Genomic DNA, 24,093 nt, shown 5'->3' on the forward strand with positions numbered 1-24,093 from the left:
ATGCAAAGCCAGCGTCTTCGCGCTCATGGGGTCCAACATGTCGACCGCGTGCCGCGTCCCGAGTTCGCGCTTTACTTTTCGCTGATCCTGATCGTCGCGGTGCCTTTCGCGCTGGTCGGCTGGGTCATGGCCCTGGTGCGCGAGCGCCGCATCCCCGAGTGCGGGCCCTTCGCCCGCGCCTGGCGCGAGGCGGGCGAGATCACGCCCGAGATTTTCCGGCCCTGAGCCGGTACGGAATTCCGGCGGGGGCCATAGCCCCGTCGGGTCAAGTTCTCCACGGGTGGGATGAGCCCCTCGTGGTGGAAATGCGGGATGGCAGGTGCCATTTCGTTTGCCCAGCCGCAGGGAATGCGGCGTCAGTCTGCCAATCCGGAGGTTGTTATGGCTGATAAGAACGACCTGAGCTTCACAGGTCTTACCGACGAGCAAGCGCAAGAACTGCATGCCGTCTACATGAGCGGGCTGTCGGCGTTCATCGCCGTCGCGGTGCTCGCCCATCTGGCGGTCATGATCTGGCGTCCGTGGTTCTGAGGAGAAACTGAAAATGTCCAAGTTCTACAAAATCTGGCTCGTTTTCGATCCCCGTCGCGTGTTCGTGGCCCAGGGCGTGTTCCTGTTCCTGCTCGCGGTGCTGATCCACCTGATCCTGCTCTCGACCCCCGCTTTCAACTGGCTGACCGTTGCCACCGCCAAGCATGGCTACGTGGCTGCTGCCCAGTAAGCGTTACTGAGCGTTGCGGGCGGGGCGAGAGTCTCGCCCCGCCCGCGACCATACCGCAAGACGCAACCCATCGGCACGATCTGAGGCCTTTTGCCGGGCCAAGGACCGTCCCGCAACAGCGGAGACACGGGCATGGCTTTGCTCAGCTTCGAACGAAAATACCGTGTGCCGGGCGGCACCTTGATTGGCGGGAGCCTTTTCGACTTCTGGGTCGGACCCTTCTATGTCGGGTTCTTCGGGGTCACCACCATCTTCTTCGCCACGCTCGGCTTTTTGCTTATCCTTTGGGGAGCCGCGATGCAGGGCACGTGGAACCCCCAATTGATCTCCATCTTTCCGCCGCCGGTGGAAAATGGTCTGAACGTGGCAGCCCTGGACAAGGGCGGTCTTTGGCAGGTCATCACCGTCTGCGCGACGGGCGCCTTCTGCAGCTGGGCTCTGCGTGAAGTCGAAATCTGCCGCAAGCTCGGCATCGGGTTCCACATTCCGGTGGCCTTCTCGATGGCGATCTTTGCCTATCTGACCCTCGTCGTGATCCGTCCGATGATGATGGGGTCGTGGGGCTACGCCTTCCCGTATGGTATCTGGACGCACCTCGACTGGGTGTCGAACACCGGCTACACCTACGGTAACTTCCACTACAACCCGTTCCACATGCTGGGCATCAGCCTGTTCTTCACCACCGCCTGGGCGCTGGCGATGCACGGGGCTCTGGTCCTTTCGGCCGCCAACCCGGTCAAAGGCAAGACGATGCGGACGCCGGACCACGAGGACACCTACTTCCGTGACCTCATGGGCTATTCGGTCGGCACGCTCGGCATCCACCGCCTCGGCCTGCTGCTCGCGCTGAACGCGGTGTTCTGGTCGGCCTGCTGCATGCTCGTCTCGGGGACCATCTACTTCGATCTGTGGAGTGACTGGTGGTACTGGTGGGTGAACATGCCGTTCTGGGCTGACATGGCAGGAGGCATCAATGGCTGAGTATCAGAACTTCTTTAACCAGGTTCAGGTCGCCGGCGCGCCCGAAATGGGCCTCAAGGAAGACGTCGACACCTTCGAACGGACGCCTGCGGGGATGTTCAACATCCTCGGCTGGATGGGGAACGCCCAGATCGGGCCGATCTATCTCGGCATCGCCGGCACCGTCTCGCTGGCCTTCGGCGCGGCCTGGTTCTTCACCATCGGTGTGTGGTACTGGTATCAGGCCGGGTTCGATCCCTTCATCTTCATGCGGGATCTGTTCTTCTTCAGTCTGGAGCCGCCGCCGGCCGAATACGGTCTTGCCATCGCGCCGCTGAAACAGGGTGGTGTCTGGCAGATCGCCTCGCTCTTCATGGCGATCTCGGTCATTGCCTGGTGGGTCCGTGTCTACACCCGCGCCGACCAGCTCGGCATGGGCAAGCACATGGCCTGGGCTTTCCTCTCGGCGATCTGGCTGTGGTCGGTTCTCGGCTTCTGGCGCCCGATCCTGATGGGGTCCTGGAGCGTTGCTCCGCCCTATGGCATCTTCTCGCACCTCGACTGGACGAACCAGTTCTCGCTCGACCACGGCAACCTGTTCTACAACCCGTTCCACGGCCTCTCGATCGCTGCCCTCTACGGCTCGGCGCTCCTGTTCGCCATGCACGGCGCGACCATCCTTGCGGTGACCCGTTTCGGCGGCGAACGCGAGCTGGAACAGATCGTTGACCGCGGGACCGCTTCGGAACGCGCCGCCCTGTTCTGGCGCTGGACGATGGGCTTCAACGCCACCATGGAAGGCATCCACCGCTGGGCGATCTGGATGGCCGTGATGGTGACGCTGACCGGTGGTATCGGCATCCTGCTCTCGGGCACCGTTGTCGACAACTGGTATGTCTGGGCGCAAGTCCACGGCTACGCCCCCGTGACCCCGTAAGGAGAAGAGACCATGTCCATGTTCGACAAACCCTTCGACTACGAAAACGGTTCGAAGTTCGAGATGGGGATCTGGATCGGTCGTCAGATGGCCTATGGTGCCTTCCTTGGCTCGATCCCGTTCCTGCTGGGCCTCGGTCTGGTGCTGGGTTCCTATGGCCTCGGCCTGATGCTGCCCGAGCGTGCGCACCAGGCGCCCTCGCCCTACACGACCGAAGTCGTCGTTCAACACGCGACCGAAGTCGTCTGACACCGCTTTCCCCGGCCGCGCCCGTGTCGCGCGGCCGGGGTATTCCGTTCCGGGTCAAGGCCCGGAAACTCCGGGGCCCCACAGCCCCGATCCCTTCCCTGTTCATTCAGGCACCTGGTGCCGCAGGTCCGACCCCCGCGGCACCCTTTTGGACCAGACAGCTCATCGGAGGACGCAACCATGAGCGCCACGCCATCCCGCACTCCCCATCTTGACCGCGTGACCGGTCCTGCCGATCTCAAGGCGATGAGCATCGCCGATCTGACGGCGCTCGCCTCCGAAGTCCGGCGCGAGATCGTCGAAGTCGTCAGCCAGACCGGGGGGCATCTTGGCTCTTCGCTGGGCGTCGTCGAGCTGACGGTCGCGCTGCATGCGGTCTTCAATTCACCCGGCGACAAGCTGATCTGGGACGTGGGGCACCAATGCTATCCGCACAAGATCCTGACCGGCCGCCGCTCGCGCATGCTGACCCTGCGCCAGGCCGGGGGGATCTCGGGCTTTCCGAAACGCTCCGAGAGCCCGCATGACGCCTTTGGCGCGGGCCATTCCTCGACCTCGATCTCGGCCGCTCTGGGCTTTGCAGTCGGTCGGGAACTGGGCCAGCCGGTGGGTGACACCATCGCGATCATCGGCGACGGCTCGATCACCGCGGGCATGGCCTATGAGGCGCTCAACCACGCCGGCCATCTGAAATCGCGGATGTTCGTGATTTTGAACGACAATGACATGTCGATCGCGCCGCCGGTGGGGGCGCTGCAGCATTATCTGAACACCATCGCCCGGCAGGCGCCCTTTGCGGCGCTCAAGGCCGCGGCCGAGGGGATCGAGATGCATCTGCCCGGCCCGGTGCGCGACGGCGCCCGACGCGCGCGGCAGATGGTGACCGCGATGCCCGGCGGCGCGACGCTGTTTGAAGAGCTCGGCTTCGACTATATCGGCCCGGTCGATGGCCATGACATGGCCGAACTGGTCGAAACCCTGCGCGTCACCCGCGCCCGCGCTTCGGGGCCGGTGCTGATCCATGTCTGCACCACCAAGGGCAAGGGCTATGCCCCCGCCGAGGGCGCCGAGGACAAGCTGCATGGCGTGTCGAAATTCGACATCGAGACCGGCAAGCAGAAGAAATCGATCCCGAATGCCCCGAACTACACCGCCGTCTTCGGCGAGCGTCTGACCGAGGAAGCCGCCCGCGATCAGGCGATCGTGGCGGTCACCGCGGCGATGCCCACCGGCACCGGTCTTGACATCATGCAAAAACGCTTTCCGCGCCGGGTGTTTGACGTCGGCATCGCGGAACAGCATGCGGTGACCTTTGCCGCGGGCATGGCGGCCGCCGGGCTGAAACCCTTCCTCGCGCTTTATTCCAGCTTCGTGCAGCGCGGCTATGACCAGCTCGTGCATGATGTCGCGCTGCAGAACCTGCCGGTGCGGCTGATGATCGACCGCGCCGGGCTGGTGGGGCAGGACGGGGCGACCCATGCCGGGGCGTTCGACGTTTCCATGCTGGCGAACCTGCCGAACTTCACCGTGATGGCGGCCGCCGACGAGGCGGAGCTTTGCCACATGGTGGTGACGGCCGCGGCGCATGACAGCGGGCCGATTGCCTTGCGCTATCCGCGCGGCGAGGGGCGGGGCGTCGAGATGCCCGAGCGCGGCGAAGTGCTGGAAATCGGCAAGGGCCGGGTCATGACCGAAGGCACCGAGGTCGCGATCCTGTCCTTTGGCGCGCATCTGGCGCAGGCGCTGAAGGCGGCCGAGATGCTGGAGGCCGAGGGGGTTTCGACCACCGTCGCCGATGCCCGCTTCTGCCGTCCGCTCGACACCGATCTGATCGACCGGCTGATCGAGGGGCACGCGGCGCTGATCACGCTGGAACAGGGCGCGATGGGCGGTTTCGGCGCGATGGTGCTGCATTATCTGGCCCGCACCGGCCAGCTGGAAAAGGGCCGCGCCATCCGCACGATGACGCTGCCCGATTGCTACATCGACCACGGCTCGCCCGAGGAAATGTATGCCTGGGCCGGGCTGACGGCGAATGACATCCGCGACACCGCGCTGGCGGCGGCCCGGCCGTCGAAATCGGTGCGGATCGTGCACAGCGCGTAAACCCGCGCGACACTGCAAAGATGCACGGACAAGGCATAAATTCGCCGTGTCCGTGCATTTGGCTTGCCTGCGACAAGGTGACCATGGCACAGTCGGACAGGATCCTGCGGTCGGGCAGGAGACGAAGTCGGACGAATGCCTTGAAATTCCAACAGGTTTATTACGTGCTTGACCCGGATGACCGGATCCTCTGGATCGGTGGCGAATGGGACGAGTTCGCGCTGGCAAACGGCGGGTCGGGCGCAGGCTCGAACCGCGTGCTGGCAACGCCGCTTGCGCGGCATGTCACGGGCGAGACCACGCGCGCCGCGCTGGCGCGGATGATCGCCGCCGTGCGCGATGCCGGGGCGCCGCTGCGCATCGACTATCGCTGCGACAGCCCGCGGTTGTTGCGCCGTGTCCAGCTGACGATCCAGCCGATGAAGGACGATCGCGTGCTGATGGTGCATGATCTGCGCGATGCCCGCGCCTTCGAGGTCGCCCTGCCGCCATGGCATGCCGATGAAACGGCCGCGGCGCGGAAATGTTCTTTCTGCGGCGCGGTGCATCTGCCGGATGCGGGCTGGAATTTCGCCGAGGATCTGGGGGCGGATCATCCCGCCGGGGTCGCTTACGTCATCTGCCCCGGCTGCGCGGCGCAGATCGACGAGGGGGTGGCCAGCCTGCGCCAGCGCCGGGCGCCCAGCACGCCGATGACCGGCGGCTTCGGCCCGGGCGCAGGTTAGATCCGCCGCAGCGCCGCCTTGGCCACCAGCGGGCCGGTGGCGACACCTTCGGGCGATCCGCCCAGCGGTTCCTCGGTGATCGCCAGCACCGCCTCGGCCAGCATCGGCCGGATCGCCTCGGGAATCGGCATCGCCGCCTTGCCCTGCCGCGGCATCACGCCCAGCGAAATCGGTTGTCCCGCGCCCGCGATCACCCACAATTCGAAATCACGCCCCGGCGCGGGGGCATTCCCGCCCATCGAGACCCGCATCTCGCCGGTCTCGCTGTCGTAAAGCGCCGCCAGCCGCACCGTGCCATCGCTGGAGACCATGTCCGAGACCAGCATCGGTCCGCGCGCGGGCAGGATCGGCTGCCCAAGCGTCAGAAGCGCCGCCAGAAACGCCACCGACAGCCCCGAGGCCCCGGCCAGCCAGCGCCACAGCCCGAAGCCCGCCTGCTCCGGCCGCCCGAAGACCCGGGTCTCGACCCCGGTCCAGACCCGCGCGGGCGGCGCCACCGGCATGACCTCGGCCGCCAGCGGATCGAAGCGGCTTTCCCAGCGCGCCACCTCGCGGGCGAAATCGGGATCGGTCGCGATCCGCCGCACCGCCGCCTGCCGTTCCGCCCCGGGCAGCGTGCCCAGCACATATTCCCCCGCCAGCGCGATATCGTCCTGTCGCATCCCGCTCATCCTTCCAGACACTCCCGCAGCGAGATCAGCGACCGCCGCAGCCAGGACCGCATCGTGTTGAGCGGCACGGCGAAACGCTCGGCCAGTTCCAGATAGCTTTCGCCCTCGACATAGGCACGCCGCACCGCCTCGGCCCGGGAAGCGTCAAGCCGCCCCAGACAGGCCTCGATCTGCCGCCCCTCCGAGGCGCGGATCGCCGCCGCTTCCGGGCCCGGGGCCTCGGCGGGCAGCTCCTCCAGCAGCTCGACGCCCACCTCGCCGCCCTTGCGCCGCCGCAGCCGGTCAAGGCACAGGTTGCGGGTGACCGCATTCAGCCAGGCGGCGGGACTCGCCACCTCGGGCACATAACGGTCGGCATTCATCCAGATCTTCACGAACACATCCTGCAAGGCATCCTCCGCTTCCCGGCGGTCCTTGAGGAGACGCAGGCAGAGGCCGAAAAGTTTCGCGCCCTGCACCGAATAAAGCCGCTCGAAAGCGGCACGGTCCGCCAGCGCCACCCGCGCCAGCATCTCGCCCAGATCCTGTCCCGCATCCGCCATCTGATCCGGTCGCCTTTCGCCATTTTGCTGTTCGGACGCAACCTTTTGCCCGGCGCCCGCGTCTTGTCAAAACAAGAATGCCACGAGCCCCGCCGCAATGACAATCGTCCCGGTTGCACTTCGCGGCGCGGACCCGCAGGATGGTTGAAAACGGAGACGAAGATGGATCGCAGGTTGCTGGCGCCGCTGGTGCTGATCGTTGCGCTGACCTTTGCCGGCTCGCCCTTCCTGAGCGACGGCTTTCGCGGCTTCACGCCGTCGCAATTCCCGGTCGTGGCCGAGCGCTGGCCGGTGCAGCCGGTGGGCTGGGCGTTTTCGATCTGGGGGGCGATTTACCTTTGGCTGATCGCCGGGGCGGCTTACGGGCTGGTGCGGGCGTGGCGTGACCCCGCCTGGGCAGAGATGCGGCTGGCGCTGATCCTGTCGCTGGCGGTGGGCAGTTTCTGGATCACCGTGGCGAATTTGCAGCCGGTGCTGGCGACGGTGATGCTGATCTTCATGGCGGCGACGGCGATTGCCGCCTTTCTGCGCGCGCCCGCCGGTCTGTGGGCGGCCGCGCCGGTCGGGCTTTATGCGGGCTGGGTGACGGCGGCCTGCGGCGTCGCCATCGCCATCACCCTGGGCGGGCAGGGGGTCTTGACCGGCCAGCAGGCGGCCTATCTGTCGCTGACGGGCGTCACCCTGACCGCGCTTCTGGTGGTCTGGCGCCGCCCCGAGGTGCCAAGCTATGCGTTCGGCGCGGGCTGGGCGCTCTTTGGGGTGATCGTGTCGAATGCCCGGGCGGGGGACTGGCCGGTGCTGGCTCTCGCCCTTGTCGGGCTTTTGCTTGTCGCGGCAACGCTTCTTTTGCGCAGGAGGAAACTGCAATGAAACTCAAGCTGATGGCGGCCGCGGTGCTGACCGGGTTCGGGGCCTTTGCCGCCCCCGCCGCCCGCGCGACCGAGGCGGCGGCGCCGAGCTTCACCTTCGCCTCGATCGAGGGCGGGGTGATCGACACCGCCGCCTATCGCGGTCATCCGGTGCTGGTCGTGAACACCGCGTCGCTCTGCGGCTTCACCCCGCAGCTCGAAGGGCTGCAGGCGCTGCACAAGGCCTGGGGGCCGAAGGGGCTGATCGTGCTGGCCGTGCCCTCGGACGATTTCAAGCAGGAGCTGGAGAGCGGCAAGGAAGTCTCGGAATTCTGCACCCTGACCTATGGTCTGACCGTGCCGATGACCGACATCACCCCGGTTCTGGGCGAGGGCGCGCATCCGTTCTTCAAATGGCTGAAGGAGACGCAGGGCTTCGTGCCGCGCTGGAATTTCAACAAGGTGCTTCTGGATGGCGAGGGCCGGGTGGTCGCCACCTGGGGCTCGATGACGAAGCCCGAAAGCAGCGCGATCCGCGCCGCCTTCGAGCCGCTTTTGCCGGGGGCGTGAGTGGCGAAAATGATCCGCAAGGGCGATCTGGCGCAAAAGATCTGCGCCGGATGCGGCCGCCCGTTCAGCTGGCGCCGGAAATGGGCGCGGGACTGGGAAAACGTCCGGTTCTGCTCTGACCGCTGCCGCCGCGCGCGATGAGGCTGGTTTTCATCCTTGGCGATCAGCTGACGCGGGGGATCTCGTCCTTGGACGGGATCGAGCCCGCGCGCGATGTGGTGCTGATGGTCGAGGTCGCGGCCGAAGCGACCTATGTGCGGCACCACAAGCAGAAACTGGTTCTGGTCCTCTCGGCGATGCGGCATTTCGCGGAGGAGCTGCGGGCCGAGGGGATCAGGGTCGATTACGTGCGGCTGGACGATCCGGGCAATCTGCAGGATTTCACCGGGGAACTCGCCCGGGCCGTGGCGCGGCATCGCCCCGAGGCGGTGGTGGTGACGCATCCGGGCGAATGGCGGGTGCTGGAGCTGATGCGGGGCTGGCCCGGGCGGATCGGTGTTCCGGTCGAGATCCGCGAGGATGACCGCTTCCTGTGTGCGCCCGCCGAATTCGCCCTGCTGACGGCGGCGGGCAAGACCGGGCGGATGGAATATTTCTACCGCGAGATGCGGCGGCGCACCGGGCTTTTGATGGAGGGGGCGAAACCCCTTGGCGGGAAATGGAATTTCGACGCCGAGAACCGCAAGGCCCTGCCGCGCGGCCATCGGGCGCCGAGACGCAGACGGTTTGCCCCCGATGCGGTGACGGCCGAGGTGATGACGCTGGTCGAGGCGCGGTTTGGCGATCACTTCGGCAGGCTGGATCGTTTTGGCTGGCCGGTGACGCGCGCCGAGGCGCTGCAGGCGCTGGAGGATTTCCTGCGCGTCGGTCTGCCGTCGTTCGGGGATTGGCAGGATGCGATGCAGGCGGGCGAGGATTTCCTCTATCATGCGCTGATCGCGCCTGCGCTGAACATCGGGCTTCTGACCGCGCTTGAGGTCGCGGCGGCGGCGGAACGGGAATATCATGCGGGCCGGGCGCCCCTGAACGCGGTCGAGGGTTTTATCCGGCAGGTGATCGGCTGGCGCGAATTCGTCCGCGGGATTTATTGGACCGAAATGCCCGGCTATGCGGCGACGAATGCGCTGAATGCCACGCGGCCCTTGCCCGCCTTTTACTGGACCGGCGCGACACGGATGCGCTGTCTGGCCGAGGTGATCCGGGGCACGCGCGACAATGCCTATGCGCATCACATCCAGCGGCTGATGGTGACGGGGAATTTCGCGCTTCTGGCGGGGATCGCGCCCGCAGAGATCGAGGAATGGTATCTGGCGGTCTATGCCGATGCGTTTGAATGGGTGGAACTCCCGAATGTGCATGGGATGGTGGCCCATGCCGATGGCGGGCGGCTGGGGTCGAAACCCTATGCGGCGGCGGCGGCCTATATCGGGCGGATGTCGGATTACTGCCGCGGCTGCGGCCATGATGCCAAGGCGCGGACCGGCAAGAACGCCTGTCCGATGAATTACCTGTACTGGAATTTCCTGATCACCCATCAGGACCGGTTCGGAAAGAATCCCCGGATGGCGCTGCCCTACAAGGCGCTGACTGCGATGGGGGAGGGGGAGCGGGCAGCGATCATGGCCGAGGCCGAGGCGTTCTTCGCGCGGATGGCGGCGCCCGAGGCGCCGTCGGGGCAGTTGTCGCTGGGGTGGTAGTTTTGGCCGCGGCCGGTGACGCGGCCATGCGAGACAGCGATTTTGGCGACGCCGAGTGCTTCAGGCACTCGGCCAGCGCCCGCCCCGCCCCATGGCGGGCGCTTTCGAGCCGCCCGGGCCGGGCGCTGGCCTCTGTTGCACCTGGGATTGGCGGTCGTGTCGAGGCGTTGCGCTGCGGGCGGGGAAAGGCGCTGCCTTTCCTGTTCCGCCCGAAACCGGATCAGCGGCCGCGAATGCGCGGATCAAGCGCGTCGCGCAACCCGTCGCCGATGTAGTTCACGCTGAGCACTGTCAGCGAAATCGCGATGCCGGGCAGGATCACCCGCCAGGGGTAAAGCTGGATCTGATCGACGGCATCGAACAGAAGCCGCCCCCAGGTCGGGAAATCGGGCGGGAAGCCGAGGCCCAGGAACGACAGCGCCGATTCCGTGATGATCGCCGAGGCGATGCCGAGCGTCGCCGAGACCATGATGGGCGACATCACGTTGGGCAGGATGTGGCGCAGCACCAGCCGATGCGCGGGCGTGCCGATCGAGCGCGCCGCCAGCACGAATTCCCGTTCCTTCAGCGCCAGCACCTCGCCGCGCACGATGCGGGCGGTCTGCATCCAGGAAGTCGCGCCGATCGCGGTGACGATCAGCAGGAAGATCCCGCCCTCGGGCCCGAAGCCCTTCGAGAGCGGATCGCGGAACAGCGTCACCATCAAAAGCAGCAGGGGAAGCAGCGGCAGCGCCAGGAAGAGGTCGGTGAGCCGCATCAGATGCCCGTCAAGGCGTTTGAAATAGCCCGCCAGCACGCCGATCGTGGCGCCAAGGAAGATCGAGAGCGACATCGCGGTCAGTCCGACCGAGATCGAGACCTTGCCCCCCGCCATCATCCGCGCCAGGAGGTCCCGGCCCAGCTGGTCGGTGCCCAGCGGATGGGCAAGCGAGAAGCCCTTGTTGCGGGCGCGGAAATCGACATAGGTCGGGTCGATGTGCCACACGAGCGGCCCGATCAGGATCAGGCCGAGGATCGCGACAAAGATCGTCAGGCCGACCAGCGCGCCCTTGTGGGTCTTGAACTGGTCCCAGACATCCCACCACTGGTTGCGCGGCGGGCGGATTTTGGCAGCGGTGGTGTCAGTCATAGCGGATCCGGGGATCGAGGATGCCGTAAAGCAGATCGGCAATCAGGTTGAAAAGCACGATCAGCACGGCGAAGATGAAGGTCAGCGTCATCACCATCGGCAGGTCGTTGGCGTGGATGGCCAGGATCAGCTGCTGGCCGAGCCCGTTCACCTTGAACACCTGTTCGGTGATGATCGCGCCGCCGAAGATCGAGGGCACGCCCAGCGCGATCACGGTGACGACCGGGATGAGCGAGTTGCGCAGCACGTGGATCAGCACCACGACCCGCTCGGTCAGGCCCTTGGCGCGGGCGGTGCGGACGTAATCCTGCCCGAGGTTGTCAAGCATGGAAGACCGCATGAACCGCGAGATCTGCGCCGCGTTGAAGAGCGAGAGCACCGTGACCGGCATCACCATCTGCCGGAGCTGCTTCGTGAAGCTGTCCCAGTCGGTGACCTGCAAGGTGGTGTCATAGACCATCGGGAACCATTGCAGCTTGACCGCGAAGATCACGATCAGCACGACGCCGGTAAAGAAGGTCGGCACCGAAAAGCCGATCATCGAGATGAAGGTGCCAAGGTTGTCGAACCAGGAATATTGCCGGTAGGCCGACAGGATGCCGATCGGCACCGCGATCAGGACGCCGATCACATAGGCCGAGCCGACGACGATCAGCGTCTGCGGCATGCGCTGCGCGATGATGTCCATCACCGGCTGGCGCGACTGGAACGAGATCACCCGCTGCATGTCATCGGCCAGATGCGTGCCGAAGAGCGTGTCGATCAGATGCATCGGCTCGATCCAGAACATCTGCTTGAGCCAGAGGAAATAGCGCACATACCACGCGGCATCGAGGCCGAGCGCACTGCGCATCTTCGCCTTCACTTCGGGCGGCACGGTCAGGGGAACCTCGCCCAGGGGGTCGCCGGGGGCGGCCTCCAGAAGCAGGAAGATCACCAGAGAAATGATCAGAAGCGTCGGGATCGCAATCAGCAATCGTCGCATCGTATACTGGAACATCGGCGCCTCGGCTCGTCTCTCTTTCCTTCGGGGGGTGGCGGGGGGGCGCCGGGCCGCAGCGCCCCCCCCCCCCTGGGGAACCGGCCCTGCCGGTCGACGTACGGTCTCTTATCCTGCGATCACTTCGCCCGCGACCAGTCGGCCACGTTCCAGTATTCGCTGTCCCAGGCGTTCATCTCGACGCCGAGAAGCGTGTTCGACACCGCCGAGAAGCGGGCGCGGTTCGCCAGCGGCACCGTCACCATCGCATCTTTCGTCACCATGTCGTTCAACTTCTTGATCTGCTCGGCGCGGGCGCCGGCATCGGCCGTCGTCAGCATTTCCTTGATCAGCGCGTCGTAATCCGGGTTGCAGAAGCGCGGGATGTTTTCCCCCTGCCACTGATCCTCGGGCTTGGGTGCCTTTTCGCAGGTCAGCTGCGCCAGATAGGCTTGCGGGTCGGTGCCGTCCCATTCGTTGGCGAACATCTGCACATCGGCGTAGAACTTCTGGAACGTGTCGGGCGAGCCCGCATCGCCGCCGAAGAACACCGACGGGTCGATCTGTTTCAGCTCGACCTCGATGCCGACATCGTTCCACCATTGCTTGATCATCGCCTGGAAGTTCTGCCGGATCGGGTTGACCGAGGTCTGGAACACCAGGCTCAGTTTCTTGCCGTCCTTGTCGCGGATGCCGTCGCCGTCGGTATCGGTCCAGCCCGCCTCATCGAGCAGCTTCTTCGCGCCTTCCACGTCCTGGGTCAGGCAGCCGGTGTTGTCCGAGGCGAACATCTCGGGCGCGGGCACCAGGTTGCAGGTCGGCCGGGCCGCCTCGCCATAGCCGATTTCGACCAGCAGCGAGCGGTCGATCGCCATCGACAGCGCCTGACGCACGCGGATGTCGGAGAAGATCGGATGCGGATGCTTGACGGTCGAGCGCTCGCCCTCGGGCAGGGCCGAGGAGGGGTCGGTCATGTTCAGTTCCAGCCGTTCGACCAGCCCGCCGTAAGCGGTCACGAACTTGCCCTTGCCCGCGGCGATCATCTGCGCCTGCACTTCGGGCTCGATCTGGGTGTTCCAGCCGTAATCGTATTCGGCCGTTTCCATCACGGCGCGCGCCGTCGACATCGCATCGTTGCCGCCCTTGAGCGTGGCACGGGCGAAGGCGGGCTTGGCCGGATCGCGGTAATGGGGGTTCGCCTCGAACACCGCCACGTCATTGGTCTTGAAGTCGGTGACCATGAACGGGCCGGTGCCGATCGGCTTGAAGTTCGCCTCGGTGCAGCTCGAGGCATTGGCGCCCAGGCATTTCTCGAATTGCGCCTTTTGCAGGATCGGCGCCAGCGCGCCGACGAAGGCGGAATAGGGATTCGTCTTCGGCTTCAGGAAGGTGATCTTCACGGTCAGCGGATCGACGGCTTCGATCTTCTCGATGCCTTCGAATTTCGACAGCTGCGCGCAGCCGCCGGCCGGATCCATGCAATATTGCCCGGTGAAGACCACGTCATCGGCGGTGAAATCGGTGCCGTCCGACCATTTCACGCCCGGCAGCAGCTTCCAGGTGATGGTCTTGCCGTCAGCCGAAACGCCGCCGTTTTCCAGCGTCGGGATTTCCGCCGCAAGGCGGGCCATCAGCGTGCCATCGGGCTTGTAGGAGGCCAGCGGCTCCGAGACCATCGAGGAGGCGTTGATGTCCTTGGTGCCCGAGGACAGGTACTGGTTCATCGTCGAGGCGGCCTGCGACTGGATGATCTTCAGCTCACCGTCCGCACCGCGTTCGGCGAACGCGGCGGGCGCAAAGGCCAGCACGGCGGCGGCCCCCATCAAAGCGGTCTTGAGTTTCATGCGTCCTCTCCTTCATGGATGCAGGGATCACGTTTGCTCGGGCTCTTGCCCGCGTGTCACGCCGCCGTTTGCCCGGCGGTCTGATTGTGCAGATGGCAGGCGGTGAAATGACCCGGCGCCACTTCGCGATACTCGGGCTCGACCCTGCGGCACAGATCCATCACCTTCGGGCAGCGGGTGCAGAAATTGCAGCCCTTGGGCGGATTGGCGGGCGAGGGCACGTCGCCCTTGAGGATGATCCGCTGCCGGGTGGTTTCGGCATTCGGGTCGGGCTCGGGCACGGCCGAAAGCAGCGCCTGCGTATAGGGATGCAGCGGCGCTTCATAAAGCGCATCGCGCGAGGCCAGCTCGACGATCCGGCCCAGATACATCACCGCGACGCGGTCGGCGATGTGGCGCACCATCGACAGGTCATGGCTGATGAACAGATAGGTCAGCCCAAGGCTGTCCTGCAGCTCTTCCAGAAGGTTCACCACCTGCGCCTGAATCGACACGTCCAGGGCCGCGATCGGCTCGTCGCAGACGATGAAGCGCGGGTTCAGCGCCAGGGCCCGGGCAATGCCGATGCGCTGGCGCTGGCCGCCGGAAAATTCATGCGGATAGCGGTTGGCGAAATCGCGGTTCAGCCCGACCTTGTCCATCAACTCGTAGATCCGGGCCAGTTTCTGCGCCCGGTTCAGCGTCGTGTGTTCGTCCAAAGGCTCGCCGATGATCCCCGCCACCGTCATGCGCGGGTTCAAGGACGCCTGCGGGTCCTGAAACACCATCTGCATCTTCGGGCGCAGCGCGCGGAGTTCGCCCGGCGGCGCCGCCAGAACATCCTCGCCGTCGATCAGCACCGAGCCCGCGGTGGGTTCGTAAAGCCGCAGCACCGCCCGCCCGCAGGTGGATTTGCCACAGCCCGATTCCCCCACCAGACCCAGGGTTTCGCCCTCAAAGATGGTGAAGGTCACGTCATCGACCGCCTTCACGTCGCCGACCTTGGCGCGGAACAGCCCCGCCGTGATCGGGAAATACATCTTCAGCCCTTCGACCTCGACCAGAGGCCGCTTGCCGCCGTCAAACATCGGCTGTCTCCGTCACTTCCCGGCGCGGGGCGTCGGTGTCGAAATCCCAAAAACAGGCCGCATCATGGCCAGGGCCCACCGCGTATCGCGCCGGATTGGCGGCGTCGCAGGCGGCAAAGCGCAGGGTGCAGCGGTCGCGGAACGGGCAGGCCGTGGGGGCGGCGCGCAGGATCGGCGGCTGGCCCTCGATCACGTTCAGTTTCTCGGCCCGCTCGCCGCGCACGCTGGGAACGGTCTGCAACAGCGCCCGCGTATAGGGGTGGCGGGGCTTGGCAAAGACCTCTTTCACCGTGCCATGTTCGACGATCTGGCCGCCATACATGACCATGATCCGGTCGGCGATGCCCGCGATCACGCCCAGATCATGGGTGATCCAGACAATCGCCATGCCCAGTTTCTGCCGAAGATCCTTCACCAGTTCCAGGATTTGCGCCTGAATCGTCACGTCCAGCGCGGTCGTGGGCTCATCCGCGATCAGGACTTTCGGATCGCAGGCCAGCGCAATCGCGATCATCACCCGCTGCCGCATCCCGCCCGAGAACTGATGCGGGAAATCCTTCAGCCGCCGCCCGGCATCGGGGATGCCGACCAGTTCAAGCAGCTCCTGCGCCCGCACCTGCGCCTGCGCCTTCGTCATCCCCATGTGCTTCATCAGCGGCTCGCGCAGCTGATAGCCCACGGTGAACACCGGGTTGAGCGAGGTCATCGGATCCTGAAAGATGAAACCGACGCCGGGGCCGCGCACCGCGCGCAGCTGCGCGGGGGTGCATTTGAGCAGGTCAAGCCCGTCAAACATCACCCGGCCGTCCCGCACCTCGGCGGGGGGGCTGGGCAAAAGCCCGATCAGCGACATCATGGTGACGGATTTGCCGGACCCGGATTCGCCGACCACCCCCAGCAATTCGCCGGGTTTCAGGTCGAAGGAAACAGAGTTGACCGCATGCACCTCGCCGCCACGGGTGCGAAAGATCGTCTTGAGGTTCGTCACCTCGAGCACGGGCTGCGCGCCGTTGCGCATTGCGTCCCCCAGTCTTTGACTTGCGCCGTTTGCCGGCGTTGTTCTGCGTTTCTTCACGGATAGGTGAAGATATTTGACCGATTGTTAGAGATTTTCGCGCCCAGTGCAAGCGCTAACGCGGCGGCAGCCCTGCGCGGGCCGCAGGGCGGCTGCGCGCGCGCCGGGCTTGACCTTGCGGCCGCGCCGGTCAAGCCTGCACCGTCCCGACCCGAAGGAGCTGCCGATGCCGTTTGTGATTTCGCTCAACGATCCCGTGCGTTTTTCCGCGGCCCTGCCCGAGGCTGCCGATGTGGTGGTGGTGGGCGCGGGCATCGCCGGGGTAATGGCGGCTCATTTTCTTGCGCTGGCCGGGCGCCGGGTCGTGGTTTTGGAAAAGGGCCGGGTCGCGGGCGAGCAATCTTCGCGAAACTGGGGCTGGATCCGGCAACAGGGCCGCGATCCCGCCGAATTGCCGATCATGCAGGAGGCGATGCGGCTGTGGGAGGGGCTTGCCGCCGAGCTGGGGCCGGAGCTTGGCTTTCGCCGCTGCGGCGTCGCCTATCTGTCGGACAAGCCCGCCACGGCCGAGGCTTTTGCCGCCTGGGTCGATTTGGCGCGGGCGCATGGGCTCGAAAGTCACCATCTGGGCCGGGCGCAGCTGGCGGCAGCGATTCCCCATGCCACGAATTGGGTGACCGGCCTCATCACCCCCTCCGATGCCCGGGCCGAGCCCTTCGTGGCGGTGCCGATGCTGGCCGAGCGCGCGCGGCGGGCGGGGGTGACGGTGATCGAGCATTGCGCGGTGCGCGCGCTTGACATTGCCGCGGGGCAGGTGGCGGGCGTCGTCACCGAAAACGGCCGCATCCGCTGCGCGCAGGTGCTGGTGGCGGCGGGGGCCTGGTCGTCGCTGTTCCTGCGCCGCCACGGGCTGAGCCTGCCGCAGCTGCTGGTGCGCTCGACCGTGGCGCAGACCGTGCCCCTGCCCGAGATCACGCAAGTTTCGGGCGTCGATGACGTCTTTGCCTGGCGGCGGCGGCTTGATGGCAGCTATACGGTGGCGCCCGGGACCTCGCATGATTTCTACCTGGGGCCCGATGCGCTGCGGCATTTCGGGAAATACATGCCGCAGATGCGCCGCGACCTGTCGAAGACCGCGATCCATCCGCGCGCGCCCGAACCGGGCTGGCCCGATGGCTGGACGACGGCGCGGATGTGGTCCGAGGATCGCGAAAGCCCGTTCGAGCGCTGCCGGATTCTGGACCCCGCGCCGAACCGGGTCTTCCTGCACAATGTCCAGCGCGCCTTCGGGCGGGCCTTCCCGTCCCTGGGCGAACCGAAGCTGGTGCGCGACTGGGCCGGGATGATCGACGTGATGCCCGATACCGTGCCGGTGCTCGATGCCGCGCCGCTGCCGGGCCTTTACGTCGCCACCGGGCTTTCCGGCCATGGCTTCGGGATCGGGCCGGGCGTCGGCCGGGTGATGGCGAGCCTGATGACCGGGGAAGCCCCCGGCCATGACCTGAGCCGCTTCCGTTGGGGCCGTTTTACCGACGGATCAAAAATCGACCTCGGCCCCACCTTCTGACCTTGTCGCCGCGGCCAAAGCCTGCGACGCTTCCACGAGTTTTCCAAGCAAAGGCAAGACCATGCCCGTCAAGAACCGCTTCGCCGAACTGCTGCCCGAGATCACCGCCTGGCGGCGCGACTTCCACGAAAACCCGGAACTGCTTTACGAGGTCCACCGCACCGCCGCCAAGGTGGCGGGGCTTCTGCGCGACTTCGGCTGCGACGAGGTGGTCGAGGGCATCGGCCAGACCGGCGTCGTGGGCGTGATCCGCGGCCGAAGCGATACTTCGGGCCGGGTGGTGGGGCTGCGCGCCGACATGGATGCGCTGCCGATCGTGGAACAGACCGGGGCGGCGCATGCCTCGAAAGTGCCGGGCAAGATGCATGCCTGCGGCCATGACGGCCATACGGCGATGCTGCTGGGCGCGGCCAAATATCTGGCCGAGACGCGGAATTTCGACGGCACCGCGGTTGTCATCTTCCAGCCGGCCGAAGAGGGCGGCGGCGGCGGCAAGGCGATGGTCGATGATGGCATGATGGAGCGCTGGGGCATTCAGGAAGTCTACGGCATGCACAACATGCCGGGCATCCCGGTCGGCCGTTTCGCCATCCGCCCCGGCCCGATGATGGCCGCGACGGATCAGTTCGACATCGTGGTGACCGGCAAGGGCGGCCATGCGGCGAAACCGCATGACTGTATCGACACGACCTTGGTGGCCTCGCATATCGTTGTCGCGATGCAGCAGATCGCTTCGCGCAATGTCGATCCGCTGAAACAGGTCGTGGTCTCGATCTGCACCTTCCGCACGGAAAGCGAGGCTTACAACGTCATCCCGCAGACGGTGGTGCTGCGGGGCACGGTGCGCTCGCTTGACCCGGGCGTGCGCGATCTGGCCGAGGCGCGGGTGAAGGCGGTGGCCGAGGGGATCGCGGCGGCGCATGGGGCGACGGTCGGGATCAGTTACATCCGCGGCTATCCGGTGACGATGAACACGCCCGAGAATACCGACTATGCCGTTGCGGTGGCGCAGGCGGTCTCGGGTCAGGTCGATACCGCGGTCGCGCCGATGATGGGGGGCGAGGATTTCTCCTACATGCTGAACGCGCGGCCGGGCGCCTATATCTTCCTCGGCAATGGCGACAGCGCGATGGTGCACCACCCGGCCTATGATTTCGACGACAGCGCGATTCCCTTCGGGTCGAGCTGGTATGCCGGGATGGTCGAAAGCCGGATGCCCGCGGCGTAAGGCGGGCGGGACAGGGGGACAGAGCCCCCCTTGCCTTAGCGCAGCACCATCACCGAACAGGGCGCATGGCGCACCACCCGGGCCGCGGTCGAGCCGATCAGGTAATCGCCCAGACCCGGCCGGTGCCCGGCGATCACGATGCAATCGGCGCCGATCTCGTCCACCAGATCAAGGATTTCATTCGCGGCATGGCCCTGGCGCAGCACGCCCGCGCCATTCTCGAACTCGGCTGCCAGCGCATCGAGCTGATTTTGCAGCGTCTGGCGCAATTCGGCATCATAGCCCTCGGGCATGTAGGAAATCGCATAGCCGGGCACATCGGCCATCACATGGACGATGGTCACCCGCGCCTGAGGAGCGGCCAGCGTCCGCGCCACGTTCAGCGCGGTGTCGGGGTTGTGCTCCTCGTCGAAGGCAACGGGCACGATGATATTGGCATACATGGCGGACTCCTTTGAAGGCGTCGTTTCGGATGGTTTCATTCTGCCCGCAAAACAGGCGGGCGCCTTGATTCAGGTCACGCTTTCTGCCGTTCGGCCTATCCCCCGGTCCGGTTCATGCCGCGCCCGACCTGCCCGGTGGCGCCGCCCGCGCCATAGCCGAAATCATGGCCGCGCGGTTTGCGCCCGATTGCGGCGCGGATGGCGCGGGTCAGGGCCGCGTCCCCCTCCGAGCCGCGCAGGGGCGCGCGCAGATCGGTGCCCCCCTCTTGCCCCAGACAGGGGAAAAGCGTCCCCGTGGCGCTGATCCGGACCCGGTTGCAGGCCTCGCAAAAGCCGTGCGAGAGCGGCGTGATGAAGCCGATCCTTTGCCCGGTTTCGGCCGCGCGGACATAGCGGGCGGGGCCGCCCGTCGTCTCGGGCAGGTCGGTCAGGGTCAGATGATCAGCCAGCCGCGCCCGCACCTCGGCCAGCGACAGGAAGGTGGCGGCGCGATCCTGCATCGGCATCTCGCCCACCGGCATCACTTCGATGAAGCTCAGATCATGGCCTTCGGCCCCGGCCCAGCGGGCCAGATCGATCAGTTCGTCCTCGTTCACGCCGCGCAGGGCCACGGTGTTGATCTTCACCCGCAGCCCGGCCGTCCGGGCCGCGGCGATGCCCGCCAGCACCGCCCCCAGATCGCCGCGCCGTGTGATCGCCCTGAACCGGTCCGCCCGCAGGCTGTCGAGCGAGACATTCACCCGCCTCACCCCGCAGGCGGCCAGATCGGCGGCATGGGCTGCCAGCGTCGAGCCGTTCGTGGTCAAGGTCAGCTCGTGCAGCGCCCCCGTTTCCAGATGCCGCGAGAGCCCGCGAAACAGGCTCATCACGTTGCGGCGCAACAAGGGCTCGCCGCCGGTGAGGCGCAGCTTGCGCACCCCCAGCCCGATGAAGACCGAGCAGAGCCGGTCAAGTTCCTCGAGCGAGAGCAGATCGGCGCGGGGCAGGAAACGGGTGCCCTCGTCCATGCAATAGCTGCAGCGGAAGTCGCAGCGATCCGTCACCGAGACCCGCAGGTAAGTGATGGCCCGCGCAAAAGGGTCGGTCAGCTGTTCCATGCCTTGAATTTAGGCGATCCGCCGCAGCCGGGCAAGCGCGGTCTGCGGCGGGATGTCGCGCTGTTGCGACCCTCAGGTCACTTTTGCCCGGGCGTGGAACTCGGGCCGGTCCCAGGCGCGGGTCGCCATCACCTCGGTCAGGATGTCGGCGGCGCGGTCGATCTCGGCCTCGCCGATGTAAAGCGGCGTGACGCCGAAGCGCAGGATGTCGGGGGCGCGGAAATCGCCGATCACGCCGCGGGCAATCAGCGCCTGCATGATCGCATAGCCCTGGGCATGGGCGAAGCTGACCTGGCTGCCGCGGGCCTGCGGATCGCGCGGGGTGACCAGGGTCAGATCGGGGCAATTCGCCTCCACCGCGGCGATGAAGCGGGAGGTGAGCGCGATCGAGCGGGCGCGGATCTCGGCCATCGAGACCCCGTCCCAGACATCAAGTGCGGCCTCGAGCGCGGCCAGCTGCAGCACCGGCGGCGTGCCGACGCGCATCCGCGCCGCGCCCGGGGCGGGGCGGTAGCCGGGCTCGAAGGCAAAGGGCGCGTCATGGCCGAGCCAGCCCGAGAGCACCGGCCGCACCTGGCCCGCGTGACGGGGGGCAACGTAGATGAAGGCCGGGCCACCGGGGCCGGAGTTCAGGTATTTGTAGGTGCAGCCCGCCGCGAAATCGGCGCCCGCGCCCGCCAGATCGACCGGCACCGCGCCCGCCGAATGGGCCAGATCCCAGAACGCAAGCGCCCCCGCGGCATGGGCCTTGGCCGTCAGCGCCGCCATGTCGTGCTTGCGGCCGGTGCGGTAATCGACCTCGGTCAGCATCGTCACCGCCACCGTCTCGTCGATCGCGGCCTCGACGTCCTCGGGGGCGACCACGCGCAGCTCATAGCCCTGACCCAGAAGCCCGGTCAGCCCCTGCGCCATGTAAAGATCGGTCGGGAAATTGCCGCTGTCGGACAGGATCACCCGACGCTCGGGACGCAGTTGCAGTGCTGCATCAAGCGCCTGAAAGACCTTGATCGAAAGCGTGTCGCCCAGCGTCACCGTGCCCGGTTCCGCCCCGATCAGCCGCCCGATCCGGTTGCCCAGACGCTCGGGCAGGTCCATCCACCCGGCCTTGTTCCAGGCGGTGATCAGCATCGCCCCCCATTCGGCGCGGATCGCCGCCTCGACCCGCGGGGCGACGGCGCGCGGCAGCGGCCCCAGCGAATTGCCGTCCAGATAGATCACGCCCGCGGGCAGATCGAAAAGCGCCTTGGTGGCGGTGAAATCGGTGGTCATCGGGATCTCCTTTCGCGCAGACTGGCGCGGCGGCGCTCCGGCTGCAAGGGCTTGCGCGCCGCAGGAACCCGCGTCACCTTGGGCCGGAGGGAGAGAGCCATGACCGTGAAAGAGGCGCTGAGAGAGATCGACCTTCCGCCGCTTTGGCTGGCGCTTTTTGCCGCGGTGGTCTGGCTGACCGGGCGGGCGCTGCCCTTGCCGCTGCCCTTCACCCATCCGCCGGGCTATGCGCTGGTGCTGGCGGGGGTCGGTCTGACGCTGGTTGCGGCGGCACAGATGGTGCTGGCGCGCACCCCCCTCATTCCGCGCCGCAAGCCTGGGCGGCTGGTGACGGGCGGTGTCTTCGCGCTCTCGCGCAATCCGATCTATCTGGCCGATGCGATGATCCTGGCCGGGCTGGTGCTGGTCTGGGATGCCGCGCTGGCCGCGCCGCTCGTGCCCGCCTTCATGGCGCTGATCACGCGCCGCTACATCCGCGGCGAAGAGGTCGCCATCGCGACGCTTTTCGGCCCCGAATATCAGGCCTATCGCGCCCGCACCCGCCGCTGGCTGTGACCGATTTGCTGCGTCGCAGAAAAATCGTCGCAGCCGGGCATTTGCCCGCCCCCGGCGGCTTTGCCCGCAGGGGCGGCGGAGCCTTGCCAAACCCTTGAAACGGCGCGGGAAATGCGAGCGGTAACATGGTATGCCACGGTATGCCGAAAGCCCGCCCCGGGGCCGCGACAGATTTGCAACTCTTACGCGTGATCAATCGCTTGTGAAACTTTCTTACGCGGTGTTAAGAGGTCTCGCCACGTTTTGTCCCCGGGCTGAAATCGTCCCGGGGCAGCATTGGGAGAGACAGAAGTGAAAATCGGCGCTCCGAAGGAGATTTTCGAGGGAGAGGCGCGGGTCGCGCTGACCCCCGACTCTGCGGTCCAGCTTCAGAAGCTGGGGCACACTTGTTTCGTGGAGGCGGGCGCGGGCCATGCCGCGGGCTTCGAGGACAGCGCTTATGCGGCCGTCGGCGTGACCGTGGTCGAGGGCGCAGCGGCGCTTTTCGACGCGGTCGACGTGGTGGCCAAGGTGCGCCCGCCGGTTGACGCCGAAGTGGCCCGTCTGAAAGCGGGCAAGACGCTGATTTCCTTCTTCTATCCGGCGCAGAACAAGGATCTGCTGGAGGCCGCCAAGGCCACCGGGGCGAATGTGATCGCGATGGACATGGTGCCGCGGATTTCGCGCGCGCAGAAGATGGACGCGCTGTCCTCCATGGCGAACATCTCGGGCTATCGCGCGGTGATCGAGGCGGGCAACAACTTCGGCCGCTTCTTCACCGGCCAGGTGACGGCGGCGGGCAAGGTGCCCCCGGCCAAGGTGCTGATCGTCGGCGCGGGCGTCGCCGGTCTGGCCGCCATCGGCGCCTCGACGGCGCTGGGCGCGATCACCTATGCTTTTGACGTGCGTCCCGAAGTGGCCGAACAGATCGAATCGATGGGCGCCGAATTCGTCTATCTCGATTTCGAGGAACAGGCCCAGGACGGCGCCGCGACGGGCGGTTACGCCGCGCCCTCCTCGCCGGAATTCCGCGAAGCGCAGCTGAAGAAATTCCGCGAACTCGCGCCCGAGATGGATATCGTCATCACCACCGCGCTGATCCCGGGCCGCGATGCGCCGATCCTGTGGACGCGCGACATGGTCGAGGCGATGAAGCGCGGCTCGGTCATCGTGGACCTTGCGGCCGAGCGTGGCGGCAACTGCGAGCTGACGAAAAAGGACGAAAAGATCGTCACCCCGAACGGCGTGACGGTGATCGGCTACACCGATTTCCCCTCGCGGATGGCGGCGCAGTCGAGCCAGCTTTACGCGACCAACATCCGTCACATGATGACCGACCTGACGCCCGGCAAGGATGGCGTCGTCGTGCACAACATGGAAGACGACGTGATCCGCGGCGCCACCGTGACCTTTGACGGCGCGATCACTTTCCCGCCGCCGCCGCCGAAAATCGCGGCCATCGCGGCGCAAAAGCCGAAGGAAAAGGCCAAGGTCCTGACGCCCGAGGAAATCCGCGCCGCCGAGAAGGCCGCCTTCCGCAAGGAAACCCGCAACCAGATCCTGATGCTGGGTGTGGGCGGCGTGGCCTTGCTGGCGCTGGGCCTTGTGGCGCCTGCCTCCTTCATGGCGCATTTCATCGTCTTTGCGCTCTCGTGCTTCGTCGGCTTCCAGGTGATCTGGAACGTCAGCCATTCGCTGCACACGCCCTTGATGGCGGTGACGAACGCGATTTCCTCGATCATCATTCTGGGCGCTTTGCTGCAGATGGGCTCGGGCTCGGTCCTCGTCATCCTGCTTTCGGCCGTGTCGGTCTTCATGGCGGGCGTCAACATCTTCGGCGGTTTCATGGTCACCCGGCGCATGCTGGCGATGTTCCAGAAGTCGTAAGCGGAGGA

Annotated in this window: 26 protein-coding genes; 16 read left to right on the top strand and 10 right to left on the bottom strand. The window is 66.3% G+C overall.

All coding sequences use genetic code 11. The features are described from left to right. The 8 genes from RCAP_RS03470 to RCAP_RS03505 all read left to right on the top strand — a co-directional run bounded on the left by RCAP_RS03470 (position 1) and on the right by RCAP_RS03505 (position 5,698). Complete coding sequence (locus RCAP_RS03470) at positions 1 to 225, top strand: protein pufQ (protein WP_013066434.1); 225 nt, start codon at positions 1 to 3, stop codon at positions 223 to 225. A gap of 156 nt (positions 226 to 381) precedes the next feature. Continuing rightward, positions 382 to 531: a light-harvesting antenna LH1, beta subunit gene (gene pufB, locus RCAP_RS03475; RefSeq protein WP_013066435.1), complete on the top strand. Its 150-nt coding sequence runs from the start codon at positions 382 to 384 to the stop codon at positions 529 to 531. 13 nt (positions 532 to 544) lie between these two features. Beyond that, positions 545 to 721, top strand: a complete 177-nt coding sequence (gene pufA, locus RCAP_RS03480; protein ID WP_013066436.1) for a light-harvesting antenna LH1, alpha subunit — start codon at positions 545 to 547, stop codon at positions 719 to 721. A 132-nt stretch (positions 722 to 853) separates the two neighbouring features. Then, on the top strand, positions 854 to 1,702 hold the full coding sequence (pufL, locus tag RCAP_RS03485; RefSeq protein ID WP_013066437.1) for a photosynthetic reaction center subunit L: 849 nt from the start codon (positions 854 to 856) through the stop codon (positions 1,700 to 1,702). Next, positions 1,695 to 2,618, top strand: a complete 924-nt coding sequence (gene pufM, locus RCAP_RS03490; RefSeq protein ID WP_013066438.1) for a photosynthetic reaction center subunit M — start codon at positions 1,695 to 1,697, stop codon at positions 2,616 to 2,618. The genes pufL and pufM overlap by 8 nt, the downstream gene beginning before the upstream one ends. A 12-nt stretch (positions 2,619 to 2,630) precedes the next feature. Beyond that, on the top strand, positions 2,631 to 2,867 hold the full coding sequence (pufX, locus tag RCAP_RS03495; protein ID WP_013066439.1) for an RC-LH1 core complex protein PufX: 237 nt from the start codon (positions 2,631 to 2,633) through the stop codon (positions 2,865 to 2,867). Between the two features lie 180 nt (positions 2,868 to 3,047). After that, on the top strand, positions 3,048 to 4,973 hold the full coding sequence (dxs, locus tag RCAP_RS03500; protein ID WP_013066440.1) for a 1-deoxy-D-xylulose-5-phosphate synthase: 1,926 nt from the start codon (positions 3,048 to 3,050) through the stop codon (positions 4,971 to 4,973). A gap of 140 nt (positions 4,974 to 5,113) precedes the next feature. Beyond that, positions 5,114 to 5,698 (top strand): hypothetical protein, encoded by a 585-nt coding sequence (locus tag RCAP_RS03505; protein WP_023911032.1) that lies wholly within the window; start codon positions 5,114 to 5,116, stop codon positions 5,696 to 5,698. Here the strand turns inward: RCAP_RS03505 and RCAP_RS03510 are convergent. Both RCAP_RS03510 and RCAP_RS03515 read right to left on the bottom strand, forming a co-directional pair. After that, positions 5,695 to 6,360, bottom strand: coding sequence for an anti-sigma factor (locus RCAP_RS03510; protein WP_238530219.1), 666 nt, complete (start codon positions 6,358 to 6,360; stop codon positions 5,695 to 5,697). The two genes, RCAP_RS03505 and RCAP_RS03510, sit on opposite strands and share 4 nt — an antisense overlap. A 5-nt stretch (positions 6,361 to 6,365) precedes the next feature. Next, positions 6,366 to 6,911 carry a sigma-70 family RNA polymerase sigma factor gene (locus RCAP_RS03515; protein ID WP_013066443.1) on the bottom strand — a complete coding sequence of 182 codons (546 nt, stop codon included), beginning with the start codon at positions 6,909 to 6,911 and terminating at the stop codon, positions 6,366 to 6,368. 162 nt (positions 6,912 to 7,073) lie between these two features. Between RCAP_RS03515 and RCAP_RS03520 the strand changes: the two genes are divergently transcribed. From RCAP_RS03520 to RCAP_RS03530, 4 genes are read left to right on the top strand one after another with little or no spacing between them, the layout of a single operon-like run. Then, the gene (locus tag RCAP_RS03520; protein WP_013066444.1) at positions 7,074 to 7,781 is read left to right on the top strand and encodes a hypothetical protein; all 708 of its coding nucleotides are present in this window, start codon (positions 7,074 to 7,076) and stop codon (positions 7,779 to 7,781) included. Beyond that, positions 7,778 to 8,329 carry a glutathione peroxidase gene (locus tag RCAP_RS03525; protein WP_013066445.1) on the top strand — a complete coding sequence of 184 codons (552 nt, stop codon included), beginning with the start codon at positions 7,778 to 7,780 and terminating at the stop codon, positions 8,327 to 8,329. Before RCAP_RS03520 ends, RCAP_RS03525 begins: the two co-directional genes overlap by 4 nt. Next, the gene (locus tag RCAP_RS18760; RefSeq protein WP_013066446.1) at positions 8,330 to 8,470 is read left to right on the top strand and encodes a DUF2256 domain-containing protein; all 141 of its coding nucleotides are present in this window, start codon (positions 8,330 to 8,332) and stop codon (positions 8,468 to 8,470) included. Then, on the top strand, positions 8,467 to 10,026 hold the full coding sequence (locus RCAP_RS03530) for a cryptochrome/photolyase family protein (RefSeq protein ID WP_013066447.1): 1,560 nt from the start codon (positions 8,467 to 8,469) through the stop codon (positions 10,024 to 10,026). The genes RCAP_RS18760 and RCAP_RS03530 overlap by 4 nt, the downstream gene beginning before the upstream one ends. A gap of 220 nt (positions 10,027 to 10,246) precedes the next feature. Here RCAP_RS03530 and RCAP_RS03535 read toward each other — a convergent pair whose 3' ends face one another. The 5 genes from RCAP_RS03535 to RCAP_RS03555 all read right to left on the bottom strand — a co-directional run bounded on the left by RCAP_RS03535 (position 10,247) and on the right by RCAP_RS03555 (position 16,063). Beyond that, a complete protein-coding gene (locus RCAP_RS03535; protein WP_013066448.1) occupies positions 10,247 to 11,155 on the bottom strand; it encodes an ABC transporter permease in 909 nt (302 codons plus the stop codon). Beyond that, entirely contained in the window at positions 11,148 to 12,155 is a 1,008-nt protein-coding gene (locus RCAP_RS03540; RefSeq protein ID WP_013066449.1) for an ABC transporter permease, read from the bottom strand. Before RCAP_RS03540 ends, RCAP_RS03535 begins: the two co-directional genes overlap by 8 nt. A 119-nt stretch (positions 12,156 to 12,274) precedes the next feature. After that, positions 12,275 to 13,978, bottom strand: coding sequence for a peptide ABC transporter substrate-binding protein (locus tag RCAP_RS03545; protein WP_013066450.1), 1,704 nt, complete (start codon positions 13,976 to 13,978; stop codon positions 12,275 to 12,277). A 56-nt stretch (positions 13,979 to 14,034) separates the two neighbouring features. After that, positions 14,035 to 15,045, bottom strand: a complete 1,011-nt coding sequence (locus tag RCAP_RS03550) for an ABC transporter ATP-binding protein (RefSeq protein WP_013066451.1) — start codon at positions 15,043 to 15,045, stop codon at positions 14,035 to 14,037. Continuing rightward, entirely contained in the window at positions 15,038 to 16,063 is a 1,026-nt protein-coding gene (locus tag RCAP_RS03555) for an ABC transporter ATP-binding protein (protein ID WP_013066452.1), read from the bottom strand. The genes RCAP_RS03550 and RCAP_RS03555 overlap by 8 nt, the downstream gene beginning before the upstream one ends. 223 nt (positions 16,064 to 16,286) lie before the next feature. Between RCAP_RS03555 and RCAP_RS03560 the strand changes: the two genes are divergently transcribed. Both RCAP_RS03560 and RCAP_RS03565 read left to right on the top strand, forming a co-directional pair. After that, positions 16,287 to 17,627 (top strand): NAD(P)/FAD-dependent oxidoreductase, encoded by a 1,341-nt coding sequence (locus RCAP_RS03560; protein WP_013066453.1) that lies wholly within the window; start codon positions 16,287 to 16,289, stop codon positions 17,625 to 17,627. Between the two features lie 61 nt (positions 17,628 to 17,688). Continuing rightward, a complete protein-coding gene (locus RCAP_RS03565; RefSeq protein WP_013066454.1) occupies positions 17,689 to 18,855 on the top strand; it encodes a M20 aminoacylase family protein in 1,167 nt (388 codons plus the stop codon). Positions 18,856 to 18,890: 35 nt separating this feature from the next. Here RCAP_RS03565 and RCAP_RS03570 read toward each other — a convergent pair whose 3' ends face one another. From RCAP_RS03570 to kynU, 3 genes are all read right to left on the bottom strand, one after another. After that, positions 18,891 to 19,298 (bottom strand): universal stress protein, encoded by a 408-nt coding sequence (locus RCAP_RS03570; RefSeq protein WP_013066455.1) that lies wholly within the window; start codon positions 19,296 to 19,298, stop codon positions 18,891 to 18,893. Positions 19,299 to 19,393: 95 nt separating this feature from the next. Next, positions 19,394 to 20,395, bottom strand: a complete 1,002-nt coding sequence (gene moaA, locus RCAP_RS03575; RefSeq protein WP_013066456.1) for a GTP 3',8-cyclase MoaA — start codon at positions 20,393 to 20,395, stop codon at positions 19,394 to 19,396. A gap of 72 nt (positions 20,396 to 20,467) precedes the next feature. Beyond that, the gene (kynU, locus tag RCAP_RS03580; RefSeq protein ID WP_013066457.1) at positions 20,468 to 21,664 is read right to left on the bottom strand and encodes a kynureninase; all 1,197 of its coding nucleotides are present in this window, start codon (positions 21,662 to 21,664) and stop codon (positions 20,468 to 20,470) included. 99 nt (positions 21,665 to 21,763) lie between these two features. On the opposite strand from kynU, the gene RCAP_RS03585 reads away from it, so the two are divergent. Together RCAP_RS03585 and RCAP_RS03590 are read left to right on the top strand one after the other, a co-directional pair. Continuing rightward, positions 21,764 to 22,219 carry a methyltransferase family protein gene (locus RCAP_RS03585; RefSeq protein WP_013066458.1) on the top strand — a complete coding sequence of 152 codons (456 nt, stop codon included), beginning with the start codon at positions 21,764 to 21,766 and terminating at the stop codon, positions 22,217 to 22,219. A gap of 291 nt (positions 22,220 to 22,510) precedes the next feature. Next, positions 22,511 to 24,085, top strand: coding sequence for a Re/Si-specific NAD(P)(+) transhydrogenase subunit alpha (locus tag RCAP_RS03590; protein ID WP_013066459.1), 1,575 nt, complete (start codon positions 22,511 to 22,513; stop codon positions 24,083 to 24,085). Positions 24,086 to 24,093: the final 8 nt, after the last annotated feature.

The organism is Rhodobacter capsulatus SB 1003 (assembly GCF_000021865.1).
In the GTDB taxonomy this organism is placed as follows: Bacteria; Pseudomonadota; Alphaproteobacteria; order Rhodobacterales; family Rhodobacteraceae; genus Rhodobacter; species Rhodobacter capsulatus_B.

Coding starts and splice junctions, on each gene's coding strand:
- dxs (WP_013066440.1), top strand. CDS start 3,048: ATGAGCGCCACGCCATCCCGCACTCCCCATCTTGACCGCGTGACCGGT.
- RCAP_RS03585 (WP_013066458.1), top strand. CDS start 21,764: ATGACCGTGAAAGAGGCGCTGAGAGAGATCGACCTTCCGCCGCTTTGG.
- RCAP_RS03530 (WP_013066447.1), top strand. CDS start 8,467: ATGAGGCTGGTTTTCATCCTTGGCGATCAGCTGACGCGGGGGATCTCG.
- RCAP_RS03510 (WP_238530219.1), bottom strand. CDS start 6,360: ATGCGACAGGACGATATCGCGCTGGCGGGGGAATATGTGCTGGGCACG.
- RCAP_RS03470 (WP_013066434.1), top strand. CDS start 1: ATGCAAAGCCAGCGTCTTCGCGCTCATGGGGTCCAACATGTCGACCGC.
- RCAP_RS03555 (WP_013066452.1), bottom strand. CDS start 16,063: ATGCGCAACGGCGCGCAGCCCGTGCTCGAGGTGACGAACCTCAAGACG.
- pufM (WP_013066438.1), top strand. CDS start 1,695: ATGGCTGAGTATCAGAACTTCTTTAACCAGGTTCAGGTCGCCGGCGCG.
- pufA (WP_013066436.1), top strand. CDS start 545: ATGTCCAAGTTCTACAAAATCTGGCTCGTTTTCGATCCCCGTCGCGTG.
- RCAP_RS03550 (WP_013066451.1), bottom strand. CDS start 15,045: ATGTTTGACGGCGGCAAGCGGCCTCTGGTCGAGGTCGAAGGGCTGAAG.
- RCAP_RS03545 (WP_013066450.1), bottom strand. CDS start 13,978: ATGAAACTCAAGACCGCTTTGATGGGGGCCGCCGCCGTGCTGGCCTTT.
- moaA (WP_013066456.1), bottom strand. CDS start 20,395: ATGGAACAGCTGACCGACCCTTTTGCGCGGGCCATCACTTACCTGCGG.
- pufX (WP_013066439.1), top strand. CDS start 2,631: ATGTCCATGTTCGACAAACCCTTCGACTACGAAAACGGTTCGAAGTTC.
- RCAP_RS03535 (WP_013066448.1), bottom strand. CDS start 11,155: ATGACTGACACCACCGCTGCCAAAATCCGCCCGCCGCGCAACCAGTGG.
- RCAP_RS03540 (WP_013066449.1), bottom strand. CDS start 12,155: ATGTTCCAGTATACGATGCGACGATTGCTGATTGCGATCCCGACGCTT.
- RCAP_RS03560 (WP_013066453.1), top strand. CDS start 16,287: ATGCCGTTTGTGATTTCGCTCAACGATCCCGTGCGTTTTTCCGCGGCC.
- RCAP_RS03565 (WP_013066454.1), top strand. CDS start 17,689: ATGCCCGTCAAGAACCGCTTCGCCGAACTGCTGCCCGAGATCACCGCC.
- pufB (WP_013066435.1), top strand. CDS start 382: ATGGCTGATAAGAACGACCTGAGCTTCACAGGTCTTACCGACGAGCAA.
- RCAP_RS03520 (WP_013066444.1), top strand. CDS start 7,074: ATGGATCGCAGGTTGCTGGCGCCGCTGGTGCTGATCGTTGCGCTGACC.
- kynU (WP_013066457.1), bottom strand. CDS start 21,664: ATGACCACCGATTTCACCGCCACCAAGGCGCTTTTCGATCTGCCCGCG.
- RCAP_RS03515 (WP_013066443.1), bottom strand. CDS start 6,911: ATGGCGGATGCGGGACAGGATCTGGGCGAGATGCTGGCGCGGGTGGCG.
- RCAP_RS03525 (WP_013066445.1), top strand. CDS start 7,778: ATGAAACTCAAGCTGATGGCGGCCGCGGTGCTGACCGGGTTCGGGGCC.
- pufL (WP_013066437.1), top strand. CDS start 854: ATGGCTTTGCTCAGCTTCGAACGAAAATACCGTGTGCCGGGCGGCACC.
- RCAP_RS03570 (WP_013066455.1), bottom strand. CDS start 19,298: ATGTATGCCAATATCATCGTGCCCGTTGCCTTCGACGAGGAGCACAAC.